The sequence below is a fragment of the Paenibacillus tianmuensis genome (assembly GCF_900100345.1).
In the GTDB taxonomy this organism is placed as follows: domain Bacteria; phylum Bacillota; class Bacilli; order Paenibacillales; family NBRC-103111; genus Paenibacillus_G; species Paenibacillus_G tianmuensis.
This window is the reverse complement of sequence record NZ_FMTT01000014.1, coordinates 1-24982: the sequence shown is the minus strand read 5'-3', so window position 1 is coordinate 24982 and position 24982 is coordinate 1. Positions and strand designations below refer to the sequence as shown.

General features: G+C 51.0%; 28 protein-coding genes and 2 pseudogenes. 7 read left to right on the top strand and 23 right to left on the bottom strand.

Annotation, left to right across the window (positions count from 1 at the left end; translation table 11 throughout):
• Positions 1–55: 55 nt before the first annotated feature.
• Positions 56–1609, bottom strand: a complete 1554-nt coding sequence (locus BLO51_RS11335) for a hypothetical protein (protein ID WP_217266728.1) — start codon at positions 1607–1609, stop codon at positions 56–58.
• Positions 1610–1804: 195 nt separating this feature from the next.
• Here BLO51_RS11335 and BLO51_RS11330 point away from each other — a divergent pair, with 195 nt between their 5' ends.
• Both BLO51_RS11330 and BLO51_RS11325 read left to right on the top strand, forming a co-directional pair.
• Positions 1805–3283, top strand: coding sequence for an ABC transporter substrate-binding protein (locus BLO51_RS11330; protein ID WP_090671271.1), 1479 nt, complete (start codon positions 1805–1807; stop codon positions 3281–3283).
• Between the two features lie 320 nt (positions 3284–3603).
• Positions 3604–5073, top strand: a complete 1470-nt coding sequence (locus tag BLO51_RS11325; protein ID WP_090671268.1) for an ABC transporter substrate-binding protein — start codon at positions 3604–3606, stop codon at positions 5071–5073.
• Here BLO51_RS11325 and BLO51_RS29595 read toward each other — a convergent pair.
• Complete coding sequence (locus tag BLO51_RS29595) at positions 5070–5219, bottom strand: hypothetical protein (protein ID WP_174551232.1); 150 nt, start codon at positions 5217–5219, stop codon at positions 5070–5072. The two genes, BLO51_RS11325 and BLO51_RS29595, sit on opposite strands and share 4 nt — an antisense overlap.
• Before the next feature lie 160 nt (positions 5220–5379).
• Between BLO51_RS29595 and BLO51_RS11320 the strand changes: the two genes are divergently transcribed.
• Positions 5380–6870: an ABC transporter substrate-binding protein gene (locus BLO51_RS11320; RefSeq protein ID WP_090671266.1), complete on the top strand. Its 1491-nt coding sequence runs from the start codon at positions 5380–5382 to the stop codon at positions 6868–6870.
• 154 nt (positions 6871–7024) lie between these two features.
• On the opposite strand, the gene pcp is transcribed toward BLO51_RS11320, so the two are convergent.
• From pcp to BLO51_RS11285, 7 genes and pseudogenes are all read right to left on the bottom strand, one after another.
• The gene (pcp, locus tag BLO51_RS11315) at positions 7025–7675 is read right to left on the bottom strand and encodes a pyroglutamyl-peptidase I (RefSeq protein WP_090671263.1); all 651 of its coding nucleotides are present in this window, start codon (positions 7673–7675) and stop codon (positions 7025–7027) included.
• 48 nt (positions 7676–7723) lie between these two features.
• Positions 7724–8497 carry a LamB/YcsF family protein gene (locus BLO51_RS11310; protein WP_090671261.1) on the bottom strand — a complete coding sequence of 258 codons (774 nt, stop codon included), beginning with the start codon at positions 8495–8497 and terminating at the stop codon, positions 7724–7726.
• Positions 8498–8551: 54 nt separating this feature from the next.
• Positions 8552–9562 carry a 5-oxoprolinase subunit C family protein gene (locus BLO51_RS11305; protein WP_090671259.1) on the bottom strand — a complete coding sequence of 337 codons (1011 nt, stop codon included), beginning with the start codon at positions 9560–9562 and terminating at the stop codon, positions 8552–8554.
• Positions 9559–10330 (bottom strand): annotated as a pseudogene (gene pxpB / locus BLO51_RS11300) (5-oxoprolinase subunit PxpB). The gene BLO51_RS11305 and the pseudogene pxpB overlap by 4 nt, the downstream one beginning before the upstream one ends.
• A 15-nt stretch (positions 10331–10345) precedes the next feature.
• Positions 10346–10921, bottom strand: coding sequence for a GNAT family N-acetyltransferase (locus BLO51_RS11295; RefSeq protein ID WP_090671257.1), 576 nt, complete (start codon positions 10919–10921; stop codon positions 10346–10348).
• A gap of 37 nt (positions 10922–10958) precedes the next feature.
• On the bottom strand, positions 10959–11093 hold the full coding sequence (locus BLO51_RS30795) for a hypothetical protein (RefSeq protein ID WP_281180347.1): 135 nt from the start codon (positions 11091–11093) through the stop codon (positions 10959–10961).
• Positions 11094–11548: 455 nt separating this feature from the next.
• Positions 11549–12127: a hypothetical protein gene (locus BLO51_RS11285; RefSeq protein WP_090671253.1), complete on the bottom strand. Its 579-nt coding sequence runs from the start codon at positions 12125–12127 to the stop codon at positions 11549–11551.
• A 162-nt stretch (positions 12128–12289) separates the two neighbouring features.
• Between BLO51_RS11285 and BLO51_RS11280 the strand changes: the two genes are divergently transcribed.
• Together BLO51_RS11280 and BLO51_RS11275 are read left to right on the top strand one after the other, a co-directional pair.
• Positions 12290–12616: an ArsR/SmtB family transcription factor gene (locus tag BLO51_RS11280; RefSeq protein WP_010492260.1), complete on the top strand. Its 327-nt coding sequence runs from the start codon at positions 12290–12292 to the stop codon at positions 12614–12616.
• 191 nt (positions 12617–12807) lie between these two features.
• The gene (locus tag BLO51_RS11275; RefSeq protein WP_090671251.1) at positions 12808–14535 is read left to right on the top strand and encodes a SulP family inorganic anion transporter; all 1728 of its coding nucleotides are present in this window, start codon (positions 12808–12810) and stop codon (positions 14533–14535) included.
• A 53-nt stretch (positions 14536–14588) separates the two neighbouring features.
• On the opposite strand, the gene BLO51_RS11270 is transcribed toward BLO51_RS11275, so the two are convergent.
• The 8 genes from BLO51_RS11270 to BLO51_RS11235 all read right to left on the bottom strand — a co-directional run bounded on the left by BLO51_RS11270 (position 14589) and on the right by BLO51_RS11235 (position 21134).
• Positions 14589–14768: a small acid-soluble spore protein H gene (locus BLO51_RS11270; RefSeq protein ID WP_090671248.1), complete on the bottom strand. Its 180-nt coding sequence runs from the start codon at positions 14766–14768 to the stop codon at positions 14589–14591.
• 97 nt (positions 14769–14865) lie between these two features.
• Positions 14866–15648, bottom strand: coding sequence for a LutC/YkgG family protein (locus BLO51_RS11265; protein WP_090671244.1), 783 nt, complete (start codon positions 15646–15648; stop codon positions 14866–14868).
• Positions 15641–17170: a LutB/LldF family L-lactate oxidation iron-sulfur protein gene (locus BLO51_RS11260; protein ID WP_167670182.1), complete on the bottom strand. Its 1530-nt coding sequence runs from the start codon at positions 17168–17170 to the stop codon at positions 15641–15643. The genes BLO51_RS11265 and BLO51_RS11260 overlap by 8 nt, the downstream gene beginning before the upstream one ends.
• The gene (locus BLO51_RS11255; protein ID WP_090671238.1) at positions 17160–17906 is read right to left on the bottom strand and encodes a (Fe-S)-binding protein; all 747 of its coding nucleotides are present in this window, start codon (positions 17904–17906) and stop codon (positions 17160–17162) included. The genes BLO51_RS11260 and BLO51_RS11255 overlap by 11 nt, the downstream gene beginning before the upstream one ends.
• Before the next feature lie 157 nt (positions 17907–18063).
• The gene (locus tag BLO51_RS11250) at positions 18064–18777 is read right to left on the bottom strand and encodes a FadR/GntR family transcriptional regulator (RefSeq protein WP_090671542.1); all 714 of its coding nucleotides are present in this window, start codon (positions 18775–18777) and stop codon (positions 18064–18066) included.
• A gap of 135 nt (positions 18778–18912) precedes the next feature.
• Positions 18913–19857, bottom strand: coding sequence for an alpha/beta hydrolase (locus tag BLO51_RS11245; protein ID WP_090671235.1), 945 nt, complete (start codon positions 19855–19857; stop codon positions 18913–18915).
• A gap of 128 nt (positions 19858–19985) precedes the next feature.
• Positions 19986–20288 (bottom strand): YunC family protein, encoded by a 303-nt coding sequence (locus tag BLO51_RS11240; RefSeq protein WP_090671231.1) that lies wholly within the window; start codon positions 20286–20288, stop codon positions 19986–19988.
• Positions 20289–20423: 135 nt separating this feature from the next.
• Entirely contained in the window at positions 20424–21134 is a 711-nt protein-coding gene (locus BLO51_RS11235; protein ID WP_090671228.1) for a pentapeptide repeat-containing protein, read from the bottom strand.
• 330 nt (positions 21135–21464) lie between these two features.
• Between BLO51_RS11235 and BLO51_RS11230 the strand changes: the two genes are divergently transcribed.
• Complete coding sequence (locus tag BLO51_RS11230; protein WP_090671223.1) at positions 21465–21812, top strand: hypothetical protein; 348 nt, start codon at positions 21465–21467, stop codon at positions 21810–21812.
• A 10-nt stretch (positions 21813–21822) separates the two neighbouring features.
• On the top strand, positions 21823–22200 hold the full coding sequence (locus tag BLO51_RS11225; protein WP_090671220.1) for a hypothetical protein: 378 nt from the start codon (positions 21823–21825) through the stop codon (positions 22198–22200).
• A 30-nt stretch (positions 22201–22230) separates the two neighbouring features.
• Here BLO51_RS11225 and BLO51_RS30270 read toward each other — a convergent pair whose 3' ends face one another.
• The 6 genes and pseudogenes from BLO51_RS30270 to BLO51_RS11200 all read right to left on the bottom strand — a co-directional run.
• A complete protein-coding gene (locus BLO51_RS30270) occupies positions 22231–22320 on the bottom strand; it encodes a putative holin-like toxin (RefSeq protein ID WP_245719631.1) in 90 nt (29 codons plus the stop codon).
• 180 nt (positions 22321–22500) lie between these two features.
• Positions 22501–22911, bottom strand: a complete 411-nt coding sequence (locus BLO51_RS11220) for a DUF6678 family protein (protein ID WP_090671217.1) — start codon at positions 22909–22911, stop codon at positions 22501–22503.
• Between the two features lie 375 nt (positions 22912–23286).
• A complete protein-coding gene (locus BLO51_RS11215; RefSeq protein ID WP_342672349.1) occupies positions 23287–23664 on the bottom strand; it encodes a LexA family transcriptional regulator in 378 nt (125 codons plus the stop codon).
• 110 nt (positions 23665–23774) lie between these two features.
• Positions 23775–23915, bottom strand: coding sequence for a Spo0E family sporulation regulatory protein-aspartic acid phosphatase (locus tag BLO51_RS30265; RefSeq protein WP_281180351.1), 141 nt, complete (start codon positions 23913–23915; stop codon positions 23775–23777).
• Between the two features lie 270 nt (positions 23916–24185).
• The gene (locus tag BLO51_RS30790; protein ID WP_281180346.1) at positions 24186–24314 is read right to left on the bottom strand and encodes a hypothetical protein; all 129 of its coding nucleotides are present in this window, start codon (positions 24312–24314) and stop codon (positions 24186–24188) included.
• Between the two features lie 331 nt (positions 24315–24645).
• Positions 24646–24982 (bottom strand): annotated as a pseudogene (locus BLO51_RS11200) (IS4 family transposase); the annotation flags it as partial.

Here is a 24982-nt window from a genome sequence, read left to right as displayed (position 1 = left end):
GTTCGTGTCGTTATTTAAAGTAATTGAACGCCGTGGCTTCGGCGCTCTAGATTGACTAAGGTTTCGTTAGATGCTTGCCGGAAATGAGGTAAATCCACTTTCCGTCGGGACTGCTTCCCGCCACCGAGGTACCGCTCCAAACACCAGAGACGATCTTACGCTCCGCACGTTTGTCTGCGTCGAACACGACGAGGTCTTGATTATAAACCGAATCCTTGGGTGCACCCGGGCTCTCTTGCGTTCTGAGGAGCAGGTGAGTTCCGGTAATCCATGCGTCTCCCCCCGGTATCCTATCCTTCGAGATTTTGACAGCGCCTTTATAAATTCCGGCGTTGTAATAAAACTGATACACTCCGTCCGTCGTCTGGATAAAGCCTCCCCAAAGATTGTCGGACAGCGGCAGGTGCAAGGGCTCCAGCTTCCCGGTCTTCCAGGTGTAGACGTACCGCTTTTCATGACCGGTGTCCACATCCATATTAACGTAAACGCGCTCCCCGTCGTCCTCGAAACCGACAGGCCATCTGCCCGAATGCGTCTGACTGAAAGGCACACTGCCAACCAAGGCCTTGGACATCCGCTGCTCCTTACCGGACTTCAGATCGAAAACAAGCAGGTCGAGATCCCGCTCCTGCTCTCTTGTCCCCACAGCCATAATCAGCCGGGTCCGGTCTTTGCTGAAGCCCGCTCCATGCACGTAATCGTTCAATCGGACCGCAACGGCCGTATCGCTCGCTGGAATCTCCGTCCCCTGCTCCGGCTGCTCGTAAAAGAAGCCCCGGCGGTCGGCGACGAATGCCCCGCTTCCCATATAACGGGTCATTAATTTATTGGGGTACGGGATAAGCTTTTTCTCTTTCACATCGTACACGGTGTAAATGCCTTCAAAAGGAGCGTCGCATCGACAATAATGAGTCGTACGGCTGAGCAGCAGAAACTTTCCCGAATCGTCCAGCATTTCGATTCCGTAAGGCGGATCGAACGAAGTGAGCGGCTCCGAACTTTTGCTGTCTACGGACATTTTCCACAATTGATTCGGCCGCTCTACCACTCCCTTGAACGTAGGAGTTTCGCCAAGCATCCTCCCGCTCTTCGTTTTCGCTCCCGAAACGCTTAGCTGATAAGAATGAAACGTTGGCTCAGGCAATGAAATTTCCCCAACTGTCAAGTCCAGCTCCCGATCGTTGACCCATCGGTAATCGAAGGAAGGAACGATCCCATCCCCGAAGGCTTCTTCCTTCTCCGTGTACTGCTTGGCTTGCTCCAGCAAGGCGGCTTCCACCGAAGCCTGATCCATCGCTTCGCGAAAATCCAGCGTAAACTGCTGCTTCGTCGGAGCAACATTCGTCGCGACGGGGGCTTGCAGCCGAGGCTCATCCTTCAGCCGAATCCGTACGTCATCCGTGGTTTGGTCACCTAACGACGGCGGATCGTTCAATGCAGGGGAAAGCGTCTTCGTCGAGGCGGTCGGACCTCCTTGTATGGCGGACGGTTGCTCAGCGGGGCTTATTTCCGCGCACCCGGCTATCGAGAGAGTGACGGCAAATGCCGCGGCGGACGACAACGTCAGGAAATACGTTTTCAGCAAAATAACCCCCTTTGAAGATCGCATCTAAACGATATTGACGTTTCGTTCTGCCAAATGTTGCATGTTGCCTAGCTTTCGGTAAAGCAATTTTAAAGAAAAATTCAGAAAAAAAATGAACTCTTTTCGCCTTTCATTCGTATATAATGCGAGGGTATGAAATAATTGGAAAAGGCGGCACTGTAAGGTAATCTGCTGTCTTTCGGAAAAGGTGGAGAAGCAATGAAACGAAGTCGTATTGGGCTCACGGCCGGGCTGGCTGTAGCCGTGCTGATCGCGGGATGTAATTCCAATTCCGGGGGAGGAGCCAAACCGTCCAAGACGCTTAAGGAGCTTGGCAAAGACGAGAAAGCAAGCATCAAGGTCGTATTCTGGGATAAAAATTCCTTTTTCCAGCAGTACGGCAACTTGTTCTCGGCGAAATTTCCGAATATTGACGTACAAGTTGTTTCTACACAAGGGATCTCCCTCGGCAACGGCAAGGATATGAACGAGGAATTCCAGAAGCTTGTCGACGACGAGAAGCCGGACGTGCTGATGTTTCAAACGCCGGATATGTTCGAAAAATGGGCCAATGACGGCAAGCTGTACCAGCTCGACGACGTTATCCGGCAGGACAAGTTCGATATCGAAAATATTTTGCCAAGCCTCGTAGAGCAAATCAAAGCGAAAGGCAACGGTAATATATACGGGTTGACCCCTTCCTTCTACAGTCAAGCGTTATTTTATAATAAGGATTTATTCGAGAAGCACGGCGTTCCGCTGCCGAAAAACAAGATGAGCTGGAACGAAGTGCTGGACCTCGCCAAGCGGTTTCCGAAGGACGGGCAAGGCGATAACCGGATCTATGGCTTTGCCCAGAACTCATCTTATGCTTTCGGAGATAAGAAGCAGTTTGCTTATCAATATATGAACAACATCGGATTGACCAGCGGATTATCGGTCGTCGATCCGGACAAAGGGACGGTCACGGTCCAATCGGATGGCTGGAAAAATGCGCTTCTGGCAACTGTTGAAGCGTTGAAATCGGGTGCGGTATTTCCTGGCAACGACGAAAAATTCGATCCGAATAAATTGCAGTCCATGGAAGACTATATGAGGAAAGATTTGTTCGCCACCGGAAGAGTCGCGATGTCGCTGGAATACTCCTTTACCATGAGCAGCCTTCAACGCGCCAAGGAATTGCTGAAGGATGTGACGCCGGTTAATTGGGATATCGTCACCGTACCAGTCGATCCCAAAAATCCGGATGTCTCAAACTCCGTAGCCCTTTCCGGTCTGTTTGCCGTCAACGCTAACACGTCCAATCCTAGAGCCGCTTGGGAGCTCGTCAAGTACATTAACAGCGAGGAAATGGCGAAGTTGCAAGCCAAATCCGAAGACGGCGCTCTCCTTTCGCGAACGGCTTACGTTAAGGAACGCGACGGACGCAGTATGGAGCCGTTCTATATGCTGAAAATGAGCGAGAACGACTTTTACAAAAACTTTAGCAAAATACCGATGGGATTTGATAAACCGTTCAGCGAGTTGGCCGGAACCGAAATCATGTCCGTGGTCGAAGGCAAGAAATCGGTGGACGACGCGCTCAAGAAGATGCAGGAAAAAGGGCAGGAAGCTTATATTAAAGCCAAGCAAGAGCAGGATGCCAAAAATGCGAAGGAAGGCAAAGATCAGAAGCCTGCCGAGCCGGCGAAAAACTAAAGCTTGAACAACGCAGCGGCGTCTGGGGAATGGCAAAGCCCCGGACGCCGCTGTGCTCTCTTGTCCCTTGACGTTTCGTTCTGCCAAATGTTGCATGTTGCTAGGCACGAGCAGGGCATCAACCGTTCGCCTAATCCCCACGTAGCTTTCGGCTTCTATAACAGATTGTAAAGCAATTCTAAAGAAAAATTTAGAAAGAAAAATGAATTCTTTTCTGCCTTTCATCCGTCTTTTTAGTGTGGGATGAAGAAATAATTAGAAAAGACGGCGCAGTAAGGTAATAAATATAGCTGTCTTTCGGAAAAGGTGGAGAAAAAGAGATGAAACGAAGTCGTATTGGGCTCACGGCCGGACTGGCTGTAGCTGTGCTGATTGCAGGATGTAATTCCAATTCCGGGGGAGAAGCCAAACCGTCCAAGACGCTTAAGGAGCTTGGCAAAGACGAGAAAGCAAGCATCAAGGTCCTATTCTGGGACAAAAACTACTTCTTCCAGCAGTACGGCAATATGTTCTCGGCGAAATTTCCGAATATTGACGTGCAAGTCGTTTCTACGCAAAACATCTACGGCGGCGACAAGAACCCGAACGAGGCATTCCAGAAGCTTGTCGAAGAAGAAAAACCGGATGTGCTGTTGCTCGATTCGTCGGAAATGTTTGAGAAGTGGGCCAATGACGGCAAGCTGTACCAGCTCGACGACGTCATCCGGCAGGACAAGTTTGACATCGAAAATATTTTGCCGAGCGTCGTGGAGCAAATCAAAGCGAAAGGCAACGGCAATATTTACGGGTTGACCCCTTCCTTTGACAGTCAGGCGTTATTTTATAATAAGGATTTATTCGAGAAGCACGGCGTCCCGCTGCCGAAAAATAAGATGACCTGGAACGAAGTGCTGGACCTCGCCAAGCGATTCCCGAAGGACGGGAAAGGCGATAACCGTATCTACGGCTTTGCGGATAACGCCTCTTATTTCTCGGATAAGAAGCAGGTTGCTTATCAAATGATGAAAACTATGGGAAAAACCAGCGGATTATCCGAAGTCGACCCGGACAAAGGAGCGGTCACGATCCAATCGGACGGCTGGAAAGAAGCGCTTCTAGCGACAGTGGAAGCTTTAAAATCGGGGGCGGTATTTGCCGGCAGCGATGAAAAATTCGATCCGAGTAAGCCGATGACGGAAGACCCTATGAAGAAAGATTTGTTCGCCACCGGAAGACTCGCCATGACGGTGGAAAGAACTTATATGATTAACAGCCTTCAACGCACCAAGGAAATGCTGAAAGACGTAACGCCTGTCAATTGGGATGTCGTTACCGTACCGGTAGATCCGAAAAACCCGGAAGTTTCGAACTCCGTCTCCCTTTCCGCGCTGTTCGCCGTCAATGCCAACTCGTCCAATCCGAGAGCGGCTTGGGAGCTCGTCAAGTTTATCAACAGCGAGGACATGGCCAAATTGCTAACCAAGTCCGAAGACGGGACGCTGCTTTCCCGAACGGCTTATGTCAAAGAACGCGAGGGCCGCAGTATGGAACCGTTCTATATGCTGAAAATGAGCGAGCACAGCCTTTACAAAAACTTCAACAAAATCCCGATGGGATTTCATCAACCGTTCTACGAGTTGGCCGAAAACGAAGTCATGTCCGTGGTCGAAGGCAAGAAATCGGCGGACGACGCGCTCAAGACGTTGCAGGAAAAAGGGCAGGAATTTTATATTAAAGCCAAGCAAGAGCAGGATGTCAAGAATGCGAAGGAAGGCAAAGATCAGAAGCCTGCCGAACCGGCTAAAAACTAAAGCTTAAACAACGCAGCGGCGTCTGGGGATACAAAGCCCCGTACGCCGCTGTTTTTTCCTTTTTTTACAAATCGAACGAACAGTTTTTGCAACCCCTCGTATCTCGCACGCAGCCACTGGATACCCAGCACTTGTTTCTTCCCCACGTTGCTTTCGCTCCCGAGAACAGATTGTAAAGCAATTCTAAAAGAAGAATGAATTTTTTCTGCCTTTCATCCGTCTTATTAGTGTGGGATAAAGAAATCATTGGAAAAGACAACGCGGTAAGGTAATATGCTGTCTTTCGGAAAAGGTGGAGAAAAAGAGATGAAACGAAGTCGTATTGGGCTTACGGCCGGACTGGCTGTAGCCGTGCTGATTGCGGGATGTAATTCCGGGGGAGGAGACAAACCGTCTAAGACGCTTAAGGAGCTTGGCAAAGACGAGAAAGCAAGCATCAAAGTCCTATTCTGGGACAAAAATTACTTCTTCCAGCAGTACGGAAATTTATTCTCGGCGAAATTTCCGAATATTGACGTGCAAGTCGTTTCTATGCAAAACATCCTCATGAGCGACAAGGACCCGAGCGAGGCATTCCAGAAGCTTGTTGACGAAGAAAAACCGGATGTGCTGTTGTTCGACTCGACGGATACGTTCGAGAAGTTTGCCAATGACGGCAAGCTGTACCAGCTCGACGACGTCATTCGTCAGGACAAGTTCGACATCGAAAATATTTTGCCAAACGTCGTGGATCTGATCAAAGCGAAAGGCAACGGCAATATTTACGGGTTGACCCCTTCCTTTGGCAGTCAGGCGTTGTTTTATAATAAGGATTTATTCGAGAAGCACGGCGTCCCGCTGCCAAAAAATAAGATGACCTGGAACGAAGCGCTGGACCTCGCCAAGCGGTTCCCGAAGGACGGCCAAGGCAATAACCGGATCTATGGCTTTGCGGAGTACGCATCGTATGCTTTCATAGGAATGAATGATAAGAAGCAGATTGCTTATGAAATGATGAAAGGTATCGGAGCGACCAGCGGATTATCCCTCATCGACCCGGACAAAGGAGCGGTCACGATCCAATCGGACGGCTGGAAAGAGGCGCTTCTAGCGACAGTGGAAGCTTTAAAATCAGGGGCGGTGTTTGACGGCGGCAACGAAAAATCCGATCCGAATAAGCCGATGTCGATGGAAGAACATATGAAGAAAGATTTGTTCGCCACCGGAAGACTCGCCATGACGGTTGGAGGGCCTTATATGATCAGCAGCCTTCAACGCACCAAGGATACGCTGAAAGACGTAACGCCTGTCAACTGGGATATCGTTACCGTACCGGTCGATCCGAAAAACCCGGAAGTTTCGAATTCCGTCTACCTTTCCGGGATGTTCGCCGTCAATGCCAACTCATCCAATCCGAGAGCGGCTTGGGAACTCGTCAAATATATCAACAGCGAGGACATGGCCAAATTGCTAACCAAGTCCGAAGACGGGTCGCTGCTTTCCCGAACGGCTTACGCCAAAGAACGCGAGGGTCGCAGTATGGAGCCGTTCTATATGCTGAAAATGAGCGAGCACAGCCTTAACAAAAACTTCAACAAAGTCTCGTACGAGTTTTTTTATACACCGTTCAACGAGTTGGCCTTAAACGAAATTCAGTCCGTCATGGAAGGCAAGAAATCGGCGGACGACGCGCTCAAGACGATGCAGGAAAAAGGGCAGGAATTTTATATTAAAGCCAAGCAAGAGCAGGATGCCAAGAATGCGAAGAATGCGAAGGAAGGCAAAGATCAGAAGCCTGCCGAACCGGCTAAAAACTAAAGCTTAAACAACGCAGCGGCGTCTGTGGTACAAAGCCCCGGACGCCGCTGTTCTTTTCCTTATTTTACAGAACGAACAGTTTTTACAACCCCTCGTATCTCGCACGCAGCCATTAAAACGGCAGCGCCAAGGAAAATCCACGACGAAAAGACAGTTAGCAAATCTGCCCTGTTGAAACGACGATATCCTCTTGATAACGGATCGCTGCACCGATCCCTGCCGCCAGTCCTTTGACGACAGCGTCCAGACTCATGCTCGGTTGTCCTGTATGCTGCACGGCTTGTTCCGGCAAAAACGGAATATGAATAAATCCTCCGCGAACCGCCGCGCTGCCCGTCGCTGCCAGATGATGCATCAAGCCATAAAACAGATGATTGCAAACGAATGTGCCGGCCGTATGCGAGACGGAAGCCGGAATGCCGTGATCGTTCATCTCCTTCACCATAGCTTTAATCGGAAGCGTGGACCAGTAGGCGGTAGGGCCTCCGGGAACAACCGGCGTATCGACCGGCTGCTGCCCGTCGTTGTCGGCAATCCTGGCGTCATTGATATTAATCGCGATCCGTTCGACCTTAATATCCGGACGGCCGCCGGCTTGACCGACACAAATGACGAGCTTCGGCTTGATTTCCGACACAGCCGCAAGCAGCCGCTCAATCGATTTATCGAATACCGTCGGGATCTCGCGGGTTTCCACCCGATGGCCTTCCACCGTTATTCCCTGCAGCCTTCGGACGGCTTCCAAAGCGGGGTTCACCCGTTGCCCCCCGAAAGGATCAAACCCGGTAACAAGAACGTTTTCCACTATCCCATCCCCCTCACCAGCAGCGTCAACATCATTGTATTCCCCCTTTTAGATGTTATGGTTATCGTGAGCTTGCACCAGAGCAATCCCTTCGGCCTGGAGTATGTCCCGTATCCTGCGGGCGAACTCCACGGCATGCTTCCCATCGCCATGGATACAGATCGTCTCGGCTAGGATCGGAACATCCGTCCCCTGCTGCGATTTTACCGTTCCTTCCTTCACCATGTTCGTAATTTGGTTAACCGTCACCGACAGGTCGCTGATCAAGGCGTCCGGTTGGCTGCGCGGAGTCAGACTGCCGTCCGATTGATAGGTGCGGTCGGCAAACACCTCGCTTGCCGTCAGCAGGCCGAGCTTGGTTCCCGCGCGAATCAGCTCGCTTCCGGACAGGCCGTACAAGATCAGCCTCGGATTGACTTTATAAACCGCCTCAGCAATCGCCTCGGCCAGCTTGGTGCTGCGGGCCGCCATATTGTATAGTGCCCCGTGCGGCTTGACGTGACGCATCACGCCCCCTTCCGCCTGAACGAAGCCGTTCAGCGCCCCGATTTGGTAGACAACCATATCGAACGCTTCCTGCGGCGAGATATCCATATTCCTCCGGCCGAAGCCGATTAAGTCCGGAAGCCCCGGGTGGGCGCCGATAGCCACCTTTTTATCGAGCGCGGACTTGACGGTTTGGCGCATCGTGCTGGGATCTCCGGCGTGGAAGCCGCAAGCGATGTTAACCGAAGTAACCAACGACAGCATTTCCTCGTCGTTCCCCTGTTTATAGGCCCCGAAGCTTTCCCCAAGATCGCAATTCAAATCCACAACATACATGGACTTCCGCCTCCTCTCAACTTTCAGTGAATTACAGACCGCTACGCATGTGATTTACCGGGTTTTCAAATAAAGCTTTATCGCCTTGGTCAATCGTTCGAATTCCTGCTCCTTCCGGATATAAAGCTTTTCTGCCTCCTGCAAAGAAACCTCGGCGAAACGGATGTTGTCTCCGGGTTTGGCTTGAGCCAAAACGGGAAGATCCGCTGTGATGACCTGCGCGATTCTTGGATAGCCTCCGATGGTTTGCCGGTCCGCCATCAGCACAATCGGATTCCCTTCGGGCGGCACCTGCACGGTACCGAATGAAACCGCTTCAGATAGTGTCTCCAGCGATTTCTTCAAAGCCAACGTTTCCCCCAGCAGCCGGTATCCCATCCGGTCGGACTGCGGCGTAATCCGGAAGGGCCGGGTGACAAACTCGGTTTGGCTTACTTCCGTAAAAGAATCGTATTCCCGGCCTCGGATCACCCGGATCACGGGATCTTTGGCATAGCCGGGCAGTGCCTCGTTCCCCATAAACCATTCCGCTGCCAGCCACCTTTTCGCAAGGAGAGCGGCCTGTCGGGCTTTCAAGTACCCCGCTGCCGGTTCGGAAGGAAGACCGCAGCCAAGCCGGTCGCCAGCCTTCAAGGCTCTCCCCTCGTGCCCTCCGATTCCCGCCCGCAGATACGTGCTGCGGCTGTGCATCCTAAGCGGAACATCGATTCCGCCCGCTATGGCCAAGTAAGCACGGGCGCCCGACCGGCACGGCCCGAATTCGAGCATGGAGCCTTCCCTGATCAAGAGGGGCCTCCATAAAGGAACCGGCTCTCTTTCAATCGCAGGCGAAAGATTTCCCCCGCAGATGGAAATGAGCGAATCGGCTTCAAATCGGATGATCGTTCCCATTAACGTGACTTCCAAAGCGGCTGCGTTGTCCTCGTTGCCGACCAGCGCATTCGCCGCACGGAGCGCGAACGAATCCATGGCCCCGCTTACGATAACCCCCTGTCGTTGAAATCCGAATCTCCCTTTGTCCTGTACGGTGGTCAGAAGTCCCGGATTTAGGATGTGCATGCTCATGCGTCGTTCTCTCTCCACTCTTCGAATTGTTTAAACCCGATCGGCTGGAAACGAACAAGATCTCCCGCCTTTAACAAACTCGGCGAAGGGTGGTCGGGGCGAAATAACGGCAGCGGCGTTCTTCCGATAAGCTGCCAGCCTCCCGGCGTGGAAATCGGATAGATGCCGGTCTGGTTTCCTCCGATGCCCACCGTTCCCGTCTCAATATGCAGCCGTGGAGTGCTTCGCCGCGGAGTGGCAATGCGTTCGGACAGCCCGCCCAAGTAAGGAAAGCCTGGAGCAAACCCGATCATATAGACCAAATAATCTTGAGACGAATGGATTTCGATGACTTCCTCGGGAGGTCAGCCCGTGGTATTCGGCCACGCTGCTCAAATCCGGCCCCAGCTCGCCTCCGTAGCATACAGGAATATGCACAATAGTCGAAGCGCTTTCAAAGGTGTTATCCGCGTTAGCAATCGCCCGCTTGACGATGCCTCGGATCATCTCATACGGGGAGCGGAATCCTCTGCCGTCTCGACCTCTGCAGGTTTCCCTTGTCACCGGGTCGCGCAGCCTCAGGGGATCGTAAAACACGGTAACCGTCACAAAGGCCGGAACGAGTTCGATCAGCCCCGGAAACGGATACCGCTCAAGATATGCAGCCAGAGCTTGAACTCGGCGATGCGTCTTCGGATCGATGCCGTCCCCCCATTGGACGGAAACCGCAGCATCGCCGAGCGGAAAGATCTCCGGCTCCATCCGCTCTTCGCGCTGTATGTCAGGCATACTGCCTACCTCTTTTCATCGAAGCGTTAGCACAGGAACGACCCGTTTCACCATATGATCGTACAAATGACCGCTGACCTCCAATTGACCGTCCGCTTCGTAGCCCTTGGCCTCGTACAATCGTCTCGCCTTGTCGTTGCTTTCCTCGACGATCAGCGAAACCTTGTCGTATCCCCGCCGTGCGGCTTCCGCTTCGAACGCCTCCATCAAAGCCTTGGCAATGCCCTGCCCTTGATAGGCCGGATCGACGGCAAGCGAATCCAAATAAAACTCGTCGTCCCGCGCTTCCTTCGTAAATTCGACGTCGGGTTGACCGATCCCGGCAAGCCTCTCAGTGAGCGGCCGGTCCAATTCGGCCGTACGGCTGCCATGGTAAAACAAAATAAAGCCGACCGGCAGTCCGTCACGCTCTGCGACGAGCGTATTCTCATAGCTGAGCCGGTTGCCCCGGCGCTCGTAAAATTCTTGCAAAATCCGCTGCGCCTGCTCGGGATCGGTGGCGCCCGTCAAAGTAAACGCAATATCGCCGATGGCGGAATAAATGAGCGGTACGACGCAAGCAGCGTCTCCCGGTTGAGCTTGTCTTATCATAAGAAAGAATCCTCCTTAGGCTTAGGCCGCGCAGGTCTTACACGGACTGCAGCCAAACATTTTTAAATTCGATCCAGCCGAGTGAATTAATCGCTACCCCGCGCAAGGACGGGTCGTGCACCGTCTGCAGCCCTTTGAACAAGAGGAACAGCACTACGTGCTCTTGGTTCATGCATATTACAGCCGTTGTGCAGCAGCTCTATGCGTTCCCAGTGATGCCGCACCGGATAGGTTACACCGTCATGATTACACAGCATCTTTTCGGAATCGCTAACTTGAAAGCTGTGCAATTTTTCCGGAGGCACGAATACCACCTCGACCCGGTCCAAGTGCGCCCGGGATCAAGGGTCTGAATGGACCGGAACACCGGGAAACGGAGCGTATCGACCGGATTGCTATCGGCCGCCTCCTTCTTGTAGCCGAAATAATCAGACTTCCGGCCACGCATCCCCAGGTGTATGGAAGGTACAGTGCAGCTCAAAGTATTGGATTTCCAGCATGATCGTTTCAGCCGCTTTCGTTAAGGTTAAGCTTATTGTACTTCTTTTTGGGCGCGGGGTGAACCGGGGGATGTTTTCGGGATGCCAGAAACGGCGCTTGTTTCGCTATCCAGAACAGATGTACGGGTTAGTTGAGCTGGGCCTTGGCCTGATGAAACCGCTGGAAATCGCTAGTCAGACGGTACAGCTTGGCTTCCGTTCTTTTCACGAATTTCGGATTGTTGCTGTCCAATATTTCGTCGATATACCAGTCCAGCTTCCCTTTTAACTCCACAAGCCAGAAAGCGGGACGATCCCGCCGGAGCCGCTGCAAATCATCAGCGAAAGCTTCGGATAAAAAACGGAGCTTTGGCGGCTCCAGCCAGCCGCGGACGGCGAAGTCGCGCGGGGTCGTATCGTACCGGAACTGCTGCCCCGGTACTTCATCCCAGAAGTCTTTCCATTCCCGAATCAAGCCGGCTTCGTAATAGATATACTTCAAGAAACCGCACAGCCAGGACGTACAGCTCGTATTACGCTGTCCGCAGCCGACGCCGTCGTTCAGAAACGGGCAGCTTAAGCAGCAGGAACCGCCGCTCGGAATACAAACTTTACAGATCAGATCCGCTCCCACGCCTTCGAGGTAAGTCAAACCCGCTTCGATCACTTCTTGTTTGGTCGTCGGGCGCACAAGCTCTTTTTGTTCCCCAGTCCGAAAGCCGGACATACGCAATCGCCTCTTTCTGAAAAATAACCGCTCAAACTTTTTAAATTCTTTGATTATTTGAATGTAATATTATACGGTCACGGTTTGTTTTACAACCCGCTTCTTATCTGTGGTATGATATTCATATATTCAGACGTTCAACGTTTTAAGGGGCTTAGATCGATGAATCGTGAAATCCAGCAGTTTAAAGCAGAGTTTTTCAAGGCGTTGGCGCATCCGATGCGAATCCGGATTCTTGAGGTGCTGTGCGAAGGGGACAAAAACGTCAACGAGCTTCAGGCTATTCTGGGAAGCGAAGGCTCCGCCGTATCGCAGCAGTTGGCTGTGCTCCGCAGCAAAAATGTAGTCAGCGGAACCAAAGAGGGAACTTCCGTCATTTATTCATTACGCGATCCTCTGATTAAAGACCTCCTCGGGGTAGCCAGACAAATCTTCGATAATCATTTGGTGGACGCCATCTCGCTGCTTGAAAACATACGCAACGAATAATCGTGCAGACGTAATGAAAGGCAAATGGCAAAAACCGGCTCTTGTTGTTAGCAACAAGGAGGCCGGTTTTTTGGTTGTTATCCGTTGATGCGGCGAAAATCGGCGCTTGTCCGCCCATTGACAGAACGGATTCCCGGGTGTATATTCCCCATATATTCAAATAATCAAATATATGAAAAGAAGGTCTTGTCATGAAGCGGTCGGGAAGATTTGACGGGTACAGCGCAAATGATTTTCGCCAGGATCTGATCTCAGGCTCGATTGTCGGGGTTATAGCCATTCCTTTAGGGATGGCTTTTGCCATTGCGGCCGGAGTCAAGCCTCAGTACGGCATTTATACGACGGTGATTGCCGGATTTCTCATCTCACTGCTCGGCGGGTCCAAATTCCAGATCGGCGGGCCGACGGGCGCGTTCGTTCCGATTTTGTTCGCCATTGTGATGCAGTACGGGTATGAAAATTTGTTGATCGCCGGGGGGCTGGCGGGAATCATCCTTGTCTTGATGGGGGTATTCAAGCTCGGAGCGCTGATTCAATTTATTCCCCGTCCGGTAACGATCGGCTTTACCGCCGGAATCGCCGTCATCATTTTCACCGGCCAAATCGCCAGTTTTCTGGGGCTGAGCGGCATCCGCAAGCATGAGGATTTTATATCCAACATGAAAGAGATCGGGCTGCACCTGTCGACGGTAAACCCATACAGCGTCATTACAGCTGTCGTTTGTCTCGCTTTGTTATTGGTGACCCCGAAACTGCTGCCCAAAGTGCCCGGATCGCTCGTCGGCCTGCTCGTATCCAGTGTGCTGTCGGTTGCGCTGTTCGAGGGCCGGGTCGATACGATCGGGTCGACGTACGGCGCCATTCCCGGGACGCTTCCCCAGTTTCATGTGCCGGAGGTGACGCTTGAGAAAATCATCCCGCTTCTTGGCCCGGCCTGCGTCATCGCGGCGCTCGGAGGAATCGAGTCGCTCTTGTCGGCGGTCGTAGCCGACGGCATGACAGGAAGCCGCCATCACAGCAACCGTGAGCTGATCGGACAAGGGATTGCGAACATCGTCACCCCTTTGTTCGGCGGCATTCCAGCGACGGGCGCGATTGCCAGAACTGCGGCGAATATTAAGAACGGAGCGGCAAGTCCCGTGTCGGGGATGGTGCACAGCGTATTCGTCCTGCTCGTGCTGATTATGCTCGCCCCCTTGGCTTCCGCGATTCCGCTGGCCAGCATGGCGCCGATCCTGATGATCGTAGCCTGGAATATGAGCGAGCGTAGACAATTTATTCATATTGTGAAAACAAGAACAGCCGATTCCGTTGTCCTGATCATTACTTTCCTGCTTACCGTGCTGACCGATCTGACGACGGCCGTGCTCGCCGGATTGATTCTTGCGGTCGTCCTGTTCGTCCGGCGGATGAGCGGCATGCTCACGGTGGCCAAGGTTTTGCCTGACCCGGCCTCGCACCGCGGGAAAGTAGCCTCCCATATCGTCAACGAAAGCCACGACTGTCCGCAGATTGCGATTATTTCGGTGGAGGGAGCGCTGTTTTTCGGAGCGGGAACGCTGTTTGAAAAGTCGATTTCGGGGACGCTCGACGAACGGCCGAAAACGGTGATTCTGCGCCTCGGAAAAGTGCTGTTCATGGACACGACGGGGGAGTCGTATTTGGCCGGTGTGGTCCGGGATATCATCCGGCAAGGCGGCGTCGTTCTGATCTCGGGCCTGCAGCCTCAGCCCCGGGACGTGTTGAAACGAACCGGACTTGACGAGTTGATCGGAAAAGAGCACTTTTTTACGCATACGGGCGATGCGATTGATTACGCTTTGACCCGGCTGGAGCATCAGAAGTGTCTGGGCTGCCGGCACTTTGCCTTTCGGGAGTGTGCCGCCTTATCTCAACCGGATACCGCAAATGAGCGTTAAAAAAGCAGCCCCGGTCAAGTCGAGCTTGCGGGGCTGCCGCGTTATTGAAATGGTTAACCTTCCACTAAGCTGTTCAGTGGGACCTCTTGCTCCTGCTCGGGCTGACCGAGCGGATAAATTCTGGCGCTCTCCCGTTCTTCGTCCACATGCTGGATATAAATCGAAACCCCTTCGTACGTCACGTTCGCCATCACCGGCGAAGCGGCGATTTCTTGGGCGCGCTGCTTATTCATGGCTATGACCTCCTTGGATTAGATAACCGTCATAGTATGCGCACAAGCGGCTGGAATATGCTTCCGACCCCGACTACGACTTCGATTTAAGCTCGGCTTACCGGATAATGACCGCGTACACCTTGCCCGGACCGTGGATGCCGATCGTCAGATCGTTCTCGATGTCGGCGCTGCGGCTCGGTCCGGTAATCAGGTTAAGCGACGAAGCATACTGCCCCGGCAGTTGCTTGCCGCGGGTAATCTGCTCGAACGCCTCGCCCATCCGGTACACAAGCTGATCGGCCCGGAAGACGGCGAACAAAATTTCCGTCAGCAAGCTCACCGAACGGCCGCGCTGCGGGGAGCATTGCAGCACCAAGGTGCTCGTATTCGCTACGGCGAAGTCAGGCCAGACGATCCCGAGCTGGCAGCGCTCGGTTCGCTTCAACAGCTCGCTCCGCTGTGCCCAGTTCGCGCCCCCCGCCGCCTTCGGCCATACGTCGCTGTCGCCCGCTTCCGCGTCCGTCTCCACCGGCCGCCATGGCGCGACGGCGATGCCCGAGGCAGCCAGCGCCTCGTCCAAGCCAAGCGCCTTCAGACCCTCATGCTCCCAGCGGGACACATGCGTAACGCCAAGCTCGGCGGCGATGTCCCGCAGCCACGCACTGACTTTGTCCGCTGCCTCGGCTTCATCCACCACCAGCACCTTGCCGGTCAAAGCCTGCCAGTTCCAGGCGAACAGCTCGATCTTTTCCTCCGTGGTGAGCTTGATCTGCTTATAAAACTCCGGCGCTCCGCGAAACGGATGCGCCGGAGCCGCCGCTGCGACCTCCCGACGTCCGAGCCTCGACGACAAATTCGCGATAAACGCTTCACGGCCGCGGATCGTTTCGTTACTCATGGCGCCCGCCTCCTTTCCCGGAGCCATCTGCCTCGTCTCGGCCTCGCGCATCTTGCCCGCGGGCTGCTCCGGCTTCGCTCCGGCCGCCCCGCTGCTTTAGCTCCTGTTGGAGCGCCTCCCAGCGGTCGCGGAACGACAGCTTCGGCTTCATCGGGAAATGGCGGGACTGCGTCCAGCCCGCTGCCGGACCCGGCGCCTTCTTGATCACGCCTTTGCTCACGAAAGGCTTCATCATATAATAGGCGGACTTCGTCGCCATCTTGTACAGCGTAACGTTCCCGAACGTCGTCCGGAACGTCTTGAAGGCGGCGCGCTCCGCCAGCGGCGTCAGCCCGAGGCGCACCTTGCGCGCCCGAAGCTGCACCAGCATGTCGTGCAGCGGAATTTTGACCGGGCATGCCTCATAGCAGGCCCCGCACAGACTGGAGGCGTAAGCGAGCTGCCCCGCTTCCTTCATGTCCTTCTGGAGCAGCGGCGTCAGCACCGCTCCGATCGGACCGCTGTACACGCCGCCGTAGGTGTGGCCGCCCACGTGACGGTACACGGGGCACACGTTCAGACAGGCCGCACAGCGGATGCAGTGCAGCACCTCCTGGAACACCGGATCGCCGAGCTGCGCCGACCGGCCGTTGTCCAGCACGATCAGATGAAGCTCCTCCGGCCCGTCGAGCTCGCCTTCACGTCGCGGCCCGGTGATCATCGACGTGTAAGTCGTCAGCTTCTGCCCGGTAGCGCTGCGGGCAAGCAGGTTTAGGACGACCTCCAGGTCGTCATAGGTCGGCACGAGCCGCTCCATGCCCATGACGACGACGTGGCACTTCGGTAGCGTCGTCACCATCCGCCCGTTGCCTTCGTTGGATACAAGCGTGATCGCCCCCGATTCGGCAACGCCGAAATTGCAGCCGGTCAGCCCGATATCCGCTTCTAGGAAATAATTGCGCAGCCGCTGCTTGGCATACTTCGCCAGCACCTTCGTCTCCGGCGCAAACGTCTCGCCCGCTTCCTCCGAGAAAATATCCGCGATCTGCTGCTTGTTTTTGTGAATTGCCGGAATGATCAGATGCGACGGCGTTTCCTTCGCCAGCTGCAGGATGTACTCGCCGAGATCCGTCTCGATCGCCTCGATCCCGCGTTCCTCCAAATGACGGTTCAGATGAATTTCTTCCGATACCATCGATTTTCCTTTTGCCACCAGCTTCGCCCGGCGTTTCTCGGCAATTTCCATAAACGTCTTGACCGCCTCGTCCCCCGTCTGGCAGAAATAGACGTGGCCTCCGGCTTTGGAAACGTTATCGGTAAACTGCGTCAAATAATAGTCGAGATGTTCCACGACATGCTTGCGGATCTGTCTCCCCCGCTCCCGCCAATCCTCCCAATGGCCAAAATCATCCGTCACCTGAAGCTTGGCCGTCTTCAGCTTGTGGGTTGTAAGCGCAACCGCCTTGCGGAGAAAATCGTTCGCCAGCGCTTCTTCCGTCCGCTTTTTTAAGCCCGTGCCGATCAATTCCTTCTCACTTGCCATGCCGCTCACCGCGTTTCACTCCTTCCTCCAGCAGCTGGGCCAGATGCATGACGCGCACCGGCTTGTTTTCTTTATTCAAACGGCCCCCGATGTTCATCAGACAGCCCATGTCGGTCCCGATCAAAAGGTCGACATTCGTCACGCAGACGTTGGCGGCTTTCTCGCAGACCATCGCTTCCGACATGTCGGCCATCTTGACGGCAAACGTGCCGCCGAAGCCGCAGCAATCTTCCTTGCGGGGCAGCTCGACCAGTTCCAGCCCCTTGATATGCGCCAGCAGCTCGCCCGGCTCCTCGCGCACCCCGAGCAAACGCATCGCATGGCAGGACGGATGATACGTCGCTTTGCTCTCGTGCACCGCGCCGAGGTCTTTAACGCCCAATACATGGACCAAAAACTGAGAAAACTCGTACGTTTTCCCGATCAGCTTCTCCGCTTTGGCTTTCCACTCCGGCTCGTTCTCGAACAGCTGCGGGTAATAATGATGGACCATTCCGGTACAGGAGCCGGAAGGCGAGACGACATAATCGCTGTGCTCGAACGCGCGGATCAGGTTGCGTGCCACCTCGCGGGCTTCATCCTGGTAGCCGCTGTTGTACGCGGGCTGTCCGCAGCAGGTCTGCATCTGAGGAAAATCAACCTCGCAGCCATACCGATGCAGGAGCCGGACGACGCTTTCGCCGACTTCCGGGTAGAGCTGGTCGGCCAAACACGTGATGAATAAAGAAACTCGCATACGGGTCCCCATCCTTCGGTTTATGGTTTCTCGTTCTTACTTGTCAGGTTATCAGATAAGTTGTTTTTTGAAAAGAGCCTTCGGCTTTCCGAGAGACCAGGACGGATAGGCCGCTCCGCTCAGCAACGGCCGGACCCTTCCCGGGACCTCTCTCATCCTACTTTTTCAAATAACGGATCAGCACCTGCTCGACATGAAACAAATGCCGCCGCATCTCGTCTTGGGCAGCCGCCGTATCCTGCCGCCGGATTGCCTCGAACACGGCTTGATGCTCCTGCAGCAGCTGCCGGGACACCGTGCGGTTCGCATACATTTGCAGCCTGCGCGTTTCGCGGATCGCCGTCTGCATCTGTGTCGAGATCGAGTCGATCATCCGCGCCATGATCGAATTGTGCGTCGCTTGAGCAAGCACGAGATGAAACTCGATATCCGCCCGCTCGCCTTCCTCTTCGTCGCCCAGATGCTCCTCCATCCGCTTCAGCACCGCCTCGAAGCGCCGCAGGTCGTCCTCCGTCCGCTTCTCCGCTGCAAGCGCCGCATTGGAAACCTCCAGCGCCTGGCGCGCCTCGATCAGTTCCATCACCGTGTCCCGGCTCATCAGCAGCGAGTTGAATTCCGGCAAATCCACGTCCTGCGACTCGATGCTGCGCACATAGCTGCCTTCCCCTTGGTAACTTTCCACAAGGCCCATCGCTTTGAGCGCGCTGAGCGCCTCCCGGATCGTGGACCGCCCCACTTGGTAGCTCTCCGACAGCTCCTTCGTGGAAGGAAGCTTATCGCCCGGCTTGAGCGAACCGCTGACGATCTGCTCCTTGATTTGCTCGGCGATGGCTTCGGAAATTTTGCGCGGCGTAATTTTTTGAATATCCACCTTCCCGTCCCCCCGTTCGTCTTGATGCGTCAGTTCCATTATACTCGCTTTTGCAAGGAGCACAACCGGACGCAGCCGCCGCTTGAACGCGGCAGCAGCCTGCCCGGGAAGCACAGGAACGGCGCGCCCTCCGGATCATGAACCGTTGTTTTGACGGGCCGTCTGCTCGTCCAGCCAATGGAGAACGTCCTGCATCACTTCATCGCGGTTGATCTCGTTCAGCATCTCATGACGGCTTTGCGGATACAGCTTGCACGTCACATGCCGCAAGCCCAGCTTCCGGTACATCCCTTCCAATTCGAGAACCCCTTTTCCTCTACGGCCGACCGGATCAAGCTCGCCGGAAAATAAATAGACCGGCAAATCGACCGGAATCTGACGCATATTCCGCTCATCATGAATTTCTTGAAGCCCGCCTAAGAAATCGATCCAGAAGCCCGTCGTCATCGAAAAACCGCACTCCGGGTCCGCAGCAAAGAGATCGACTTCGCGTTCGTCGCGGCTGATCCAATCGAACGACGTCCGATTCGGCCGAAACTGGCGGTTATAGCTGCCGAGCGTAAGCCTCATCAGCAGCTCGCTGCGATACTGTTCCCCTTTGCGTGCCGCCAGTCTCCGCGCAAGCGCGCTGCCGATTCCGAGCAGCTTCTGCGGCCCATTCGTTCCGGACAAGACGATGCCGTCCACTTTCCCGGGAAATAAGTACATATATTTCTGGGTCAAAAATGATCCCATGCTGTGGCCGAATACGTAAAAAGGAACGTCCGAAGACCGTTCGCGAATCAGGTCCGTCAGCTGCCCCATCGCTTCCGCCATGCGTTGAAAACCGTTCTCGCCGATGACGCCGAGCCGCTCCGGGCTGCCGGCCGTCCGGCCGTGCCCTCTGTGGTCATTGGCGTACACCGCATAGCCCGCCTCCGTCAGTACCCCGGCGAATCGCTCGTAACGAGCGGCCGTTTCGGCCATCCCGTGCGCGATTTGTACCACGCCCTTCACCGCTACGTCCTCTTCCGGAAGCCATTCATAGACGAATATCGCTTCTCCGTCAGCGTCTGGAAATGTAAATTGTCTGTCTCTCATCGGACTCCTCCGTTCTCCCGAATATCCTACCGTCTTATTATAGGACGAACTGCTCCTTCGGGGAAAGATGTCTCCGTCCATGAAAAAACGCCCGATTTTTTCAGGCGCTTTACCTCAAGTGATTTCGGTCAAAACATCCGTGCAACCGCATCTCGGCCCTTCATTCCCGGCACCACGCCAAGCGACTCGGCCCCGTAGGTGACCGACTCCAGCGGTGCTTCCAAAAGCTCCTCGATCGTCCGTACGCCCGTCGCCCGGGCGGCGATAATGCCCCGTTCCTTCAGACGTTCATTCAGCAATCCCACATCAAGCGCACCGCACATAATGTACCCTTTGTCGGTCGTCACGGCGAGCAGCGTCGTCTTCGGCAGCTTCACCTCGATCGCCAGCGCCGTGCGCCCTTCCAGCTCAACCGGTTCCATGCGCATCATTGACCCAAGCATCCCCTTTAGCACCCGTATGCCTATACTATATGCCCTTGGGCTTTCATCCGTGCGCGGGGTCGGGGAATCGTGTAATACTCCCAATGTCAAGACACGATTTTTTGAAAAATAAGAGATAAAACACTAAACTCCGTAAATTATATCTTTTGTCAATTCAATAAATTCTTTTGTTTCATTGCGATTTACTTTAGAAATATCAAATGGCTCCCCGTTTATGACCATATTTTCTATATTACTGCTATCTAATTGCTCGATTTGAGGAGCTTCTCCAATAAAAGTACAATGAATCAGGGTGCTCATAAAAAATTGGGTTCCAATAAATGTACAGTTTTCAAAACGGCAATATCTAAGATCAACTCTCTTTAGGTTGGTAGAATTGAAATTGCAGTTAATAAAAACAAGATCGCTTCCCAAAAGTTTATTTAAATTTGCCTTGTAAAAAGATGTATTTTGTATTGGTTCACCATCGTTGTTTAAGACAGTTTTGTGCAAATTTGCATATTCGAATGAGCAATCAATTAATATGGAGCTGATTCCAGATTTTATATTTGTATAATCAAGAGTTACATTTTTTAATATACTTCTTGTAATCGATGTCATAGTTGAACATGATAAATCTATATCCTGTAAGTTTTGATGAGAAAAACATTTCAAGTCCAAACCTCTAAAGTCTCGTTTTGACGATATCTCGCCAAAAGGAGAATTATGAAAATTAACATTTGCATCTTGACGATTACGCCAATCTTTTTTCCATAAAACTTTGTTTAATTGAGCGACATAATCTTCGTCCCATCTGTTTTTCAATGCTTCTATTTCTTTCTTTTTGAGTGCCAAATTAACTCATTCCTTTTCATAATCTCCCTGTCTACCGCAAATTGATAATACCATAATATAGCATTTTTCGACAGTACGCAGATCATGTTTCCTACAATAAGTCTCTATCTTCTTTTTGTCCAACTCTTTGAAAACATGCAACGACTCCGAATTTTTGGTAAAATGGTGTTTGTCCAAACAACATCAGTCAAAGAAAGGAGAAGACTTACTCAAGAACGGATTCTCCATTAATCATATCGCCACAAGCAATTTTAAAGCTAGTGAACTGGACTTCGGTACGCATGGAGTGCCTTTGAATCCATATATACCAGATCTTCTAAGAGGTGAAACATGGCTATTGCATTAATCATTAGAAATTTCGGTGATAATAAAACAAGATTAGTTTCTGCTGTTCGTAAATGTGTAAATATAAGTCTGAATTCAATCTTAACAAAAGTTGGAACAAATACTCCAGTCTTTGTTAAAGAATTATTTGATGATATACATGATCCTGAATTTCCTGAAAAATTGATAGTTATGATGCAAGAATTTACCCAACTGAATGTCGATTATTCTATTTATGAATTAATAGGTGATAAGCCATACATCAGCGAGGGTAAGTATTACGAAATTACTTTGGATAGACTCAAAAATATGATATCCACAAGGAAGCGTACTATGAGTCAGCGTTGGGATTAAGGAGAAAAACATGAAAATGGACGTGTCACTAACAATAGCAGTTAAGGATAGAAAGTTGGGTAAATCTTTCAGACGAATTTATTCTGACATAGAGTTACTGACATCTTCGTTGTCATCATGTGAATTAAGTCACCCCATTGGTCAACGAATTTTAATAATAGCAACAGATACAGAAGGCCCTGAGTTTTTCAAAGATAATAGTAAACATGGTGAGTTCACGTATTTTGTAGGGATAGAACCCTTATCTGATGATGTTTTATTAAAAAGAAGGCTGTTTGAGATTATGAAAGAAGTTTTTGAGAACATACCCTTTACGATTCCTGACCATGAAAAATACAGAGAGGTTTTTGCACATTGGGAGCCAAGTTTTGTTAAAGCTGATATTTGAAGTTATGAGGAACAAGTGTCGAAAAGTTACCTATTTCTTTTTAAGGTAAGTAAGCAGCGCCAAAATGAACATGTCGAGCATGAACATGAGCGTCAAAGCGTCCTTAACCTCCATTGGCATCACCTCTTTTCCGAGAGGTTAGCCGACCGCCCATAAAGCCATTCTATTGTTATTGGGTTATTTTACCATATAATGTATGAATAGAATCTAATTATCAGATAGAAATAATATGCATATTTTTTTAATTTTACCTTAATAAACTGATTTTTTGCTCTGCTAAATTTTAATGTTGAAAACGGATCAATTGAATATTTCTGTACTTTTTACATAGCCATAAATGCAAATTGTACTATCTTCTTTAACAAACGGAATTTTTAGTTTTTGTAATATCTCTATGAATTCACCAGTAATATCAATTATTTCAGGTTCAATAAGTCTACCCCTATTTTTTACATATATTGGTCTGACCCGCAACCATTCAACGGAATAAAACGGACGTATCCCTTGCTCCCAATCGCCCCAATACCATACGTCTTCTTCAAAATTTTCTGGATAAGGAGCATCTTCTAATACATACTTAACTTGGTATGCAGGCGTAAATGGCAATGTGTCAATAACAGATTTTTGAAACTGCTCCCATTTCGTATTGTTCATAATCGAAGCTAATTGTTTCTTATTCACAACTGCTTGAACCTTTTGCTTTTCGTCCATATTCGCCTCCCTAAATACCTCTGTAAGACTTCCCAACCCGCAGGGAAACTTTTTAACTTTCTCATGATGGTCGGATAAGTATCCCCTCATCATAATTTAAAGGTGTGACCCAAAGGACACAAATAATTTTTCACAATTACATTTTCCGCGATTTCGCGGTAAACTCCGAGCTTCCAACTATCAGCAATTTACGGATCGTTAAAGTCAATCGATCTGAACGATACAAATACAATTGTTCTCCCGCTTCAATGTAAATGAATGGGAGCTAATGTATAATAAGTTGATCTTCATATTCAAATTCAAAAAGGAGGATGAAAATTCGTCCCCCCTAATTATAACGAACGGACTTTTCCGTTGGTTAAAGAGCTGGCATATTTATGAATCTACGTGATTCCTATTCAACTTACTGACCCATGCTTGTGAAAATCCTAAAATTTCGGCTAGTTCCTTTTGCGATGCCTTAGGGTTCTCCTTCATCGCTTGATGCAGACGATCCAATGACTTTTCCCTTCTTGGGGTGATTTTTTTCTTAATTGTCTCATTAGCTCGTTTACGTTCTATTCCTTTGATGAAGACCTGAAGCACCGGAAGGCTTTGAATACATGGTGAACAAACATAAAATCGTTTGAAGTAAACGAGTTGTTGCTTACCTGAACAAAACAAACATTCTTCTTCTGGATATTTATAAACCATGATCGTCTTTTTCTCCTCGTCACTGAAACACTCTGTCATGACATTGGGATCAAGATTCAAAACACGCCTAACCTCCGTGGGGATCACAATTCTTCCGAACTCGTCTACCCCCTGACAATTCCCGTTCTTCTATCATCTTGCATCAATCACACCTTAAACAAAAACGATTTCTAGTTTTCACATCGCATTTTCCTAATTTGAGCAATTAAAACGTAGGTATCTAATTGTTGGCTCAATTGGACCATATATTCGCTCGTTAAACTCTCGCCTTGCTGTACCGCCTCTTCCATTTGGTTCTGAATGTTTTTCATTGCGTTCCGCAATGTTTCATCGCTGAAATGACTGATATCGTATTGGGTATAATCCTCCTTTCTGGATACTGACATGGCTATATGACACTCTCCTCTTTCAACTATTTTAGTTTTGTATTTTTACAAATTAACTTTATCATACATCTCACAAAAACCTTATAATCCCATTTTGTGCAACGAATGTTTGAGAAATAAACAAAAAAAGAACAGGTTTATAATCACCTGTTCATTGATAAGCATTCAAATATGTTTTTCCGAATGACAAAATAATTAATGCCCTCCATCAACATCACTATATAAAATCATTAAGCCCGGGCTTCTGTTTTCATCCGGCGATACAACAAACACCGTTCCAACCACAGCTAAAGATAGAGCCATTAACAAGACGAATTTCTTCACAATCCCCACCTCCAATAAATGGTTTATTTCACATTACTATTCATACGCCTCCTTCAACTTCATTATATGTTTAAGCTCCAAGGATTTCGACAGTTTTACGAGATATGATAATAACTCCTGCAAACAGTCATCTTTCTCTTTCAAAGCGCTGACGCTCCCGAACGCTTTTAAACTCTTAACACTGCTTTCTATTCCATCATCGAACAAGCCAATTCTAAGCTGGTATAAGCCTTTATACTTATGGAATCTCCCAATAGCTATGTATTTCTGTGGTGTTTGTGGCTGCTTGGGCAATATCTCATCTTCCTTTTCCAATATTTCTGTAATTGACTCAAACTTCGCAGCTTGAAAAAGGCAGGTAAGCCTTGAGATAACTGGGCAAACCTGCGATCCATTGTTGGAGTTGACTTTTAATCATTTGGGAGAGTTTTTTGTTTGCCCTCGTTGCCACCTCATGAATCAAATCGATGAGTTGTTGCAAGGCTACGACCCAGTCCAAGGTGCTAACCTCATCGCATAACAAATAAAACAAACCGCCAAGTGTGCGCTGATCGGTGCTTTGCCGATGCTGCCATGCAAGCAGAATGTATCTGGAAAATACAATCGTCGTATGACTAACGAGTAAGTCATACGAGAGCCCTTGAAACTCCTTTTGCAAACGTAACAAG

Excerpts from the sequence above, each read along its gene's own strand:
- BLO51_RS11335 (WP_217266728.1), bottom strand. The coding sequence starts at position 1,609 with ATGCGATCTTCAAAGGGGGTTATTTTGCTGAAAACGTATTTCCTGACG.
- BLO51_RS11330 (WP_090671271.1), top strand. The coding sequence starts at position 1,805 with ATGAAACGAAGTCGTATTGGGCTCACGGCCGGGCTGGCTGTAGCCGTG.
- BLO51_RS11325 (WP_090671268.1), top strand. The coding sequence starts at position 3,604 with ATGAAACGAAGTCGTATTGGGCTCACGGCCGGACTGGCTGTAGCTGTG.
- BLO51_RS11320 (WP_090671266.1), top strand. The coding sequence starts at position 5,380 with ATGAAACGAAGTCGTATTGGGCTTACGGCCGGACTGGCTGTAGCCGTG.
- BLO51_RS11310 (WP_090671261.1), bottom strand. The coding sequence starts at position 8,497 with ATGTATGTTGTGGATTTGAATTGCGATCTTGGGGAAAGCTTCGGGGCC.
- BLO51_RS11305 (WP_090671259.1), bottom strand. The coding sequence starts at position 9,562 with ATGAGCATGCACATCCTAAATCCGGGACTTCTGACCACCGTACAGGAC.
- BLO51_RS11295 (WP_090671257.1), bottom strand. The coding sequence starts at position 10,921 with ATGATAAGACAAGCTCAACCGGGAGACGCTGCTTGCGTCGTACCGCTC.
- BLO51_RS30795 (WP_281180347.1), bottom strand. The coding sequence starts at position 11,093 with ATGAACCAAGAGCACGTAGTGCTGTTCCTCTTGTTCAAAGGGCTGCAG.
- BLO51_RS11285 (WP_090671253.1), bottom strand. The coding sequence starts at position 12,127 with ATGTCCGGCTTTCGGACTGGGGAACAAAAAGAGCTTGTGCGCCCGACG.
- BLO51_RS11280 (WP_010492260.1), top strand. The coding sequence starts at position 12,290 with ATGAATCGTGAAATCCAGCAGTTTAAAGCAGAGTTTTTCAAGGCGTTG.
- BLO51_RS11275 (WP_090671251.1), top strand. The coding sequence starts at position 12,808 with ATGAAGCGGTCGGGAAGATTTGACGGGTACAGCGCAAATGATTTTCGC.
- BLO51_RS11270 (WP_090671248.1), bottom strand. The coding sequence starts at position 14,768 with ATGAATAAGCAGCGCGCCCAAGAAATCGCCGCTTCGCCGGTGATGGCG.
- BLO51_RS11265 (WP_090671244.1), bottom strand. The coding sequence starts at position 15,648 with ATGAGTAACGAAACGATCCGCGGCCGTGAAGCGTTTATCGCGAATTTG.
- BLO51_RS11260 (WP_167670182.1), bottom strand. The coding sequence starts at position 17,170 with ATGGCAAGTGAGAAGGAATTGATCGGCACGGGCTTAAAAAAGCGGACG.
- BLO51_RS11255 (WP_090671238.1), bottom strand. The coding sequence starts at position 17,906 with ATGCGAGTTTCTTTATTCATCACGTGTTTGGCCGACCAGCTCTACCCG.
- BLO51_RS11245 (WP_090671235.1), bottom strand. The coding sequence starts at position 19,857 with ATGAGAGACAGACAATTTACATTTCCAGACGCTGACGGAGAAGCGATA.
- BLO51_RS11240 (WP_090671231.1), bottom strand. The coding sequence starts at position 20,288 with ATGATGCGCATGGAACCGGTTGAGCTGGAAGGGCGCACGGCGCTGGCG.
- BLO51_RS11230 (WP_090671223.1), top strand. The coding sequence starts at position 21,465 with ATGGCTATTGCATTAATCATTAGAAATTTCGGTGATAATAAAACAAGA.
- BLO51_RS11225 (WP_090671220.1), top strand. The coding sequence starts at position 21,823 with ATGAAAATGGACGTGTCACTAACAATAGCAGTTAAGGATAGAAAGTTG.
- BLO51_RS30270 (WP_245719631.1), bottom strand. The coding sequence starts at position 22,320 with ATGCCAATGGAGGTTAAGGACGCTTTGACGCTCATGTTCATGCTCGAC.
- BLO51_RS11220 (WP_090671217.1), bottom strand. The coding sequence starts at position 22,911 with ATGGACGAAAAGCAAAAGGTTCAAGCAGTTGTGAATAAGAAACAATTA.
- BLO51_RS30265 (WP_281180351.1), bottom strand. The coding sequence starts at position 23,915 with ATGAAAAACATTCAGAACCAAATGGAAGAGGCGGTACAGCAAGGCGAG.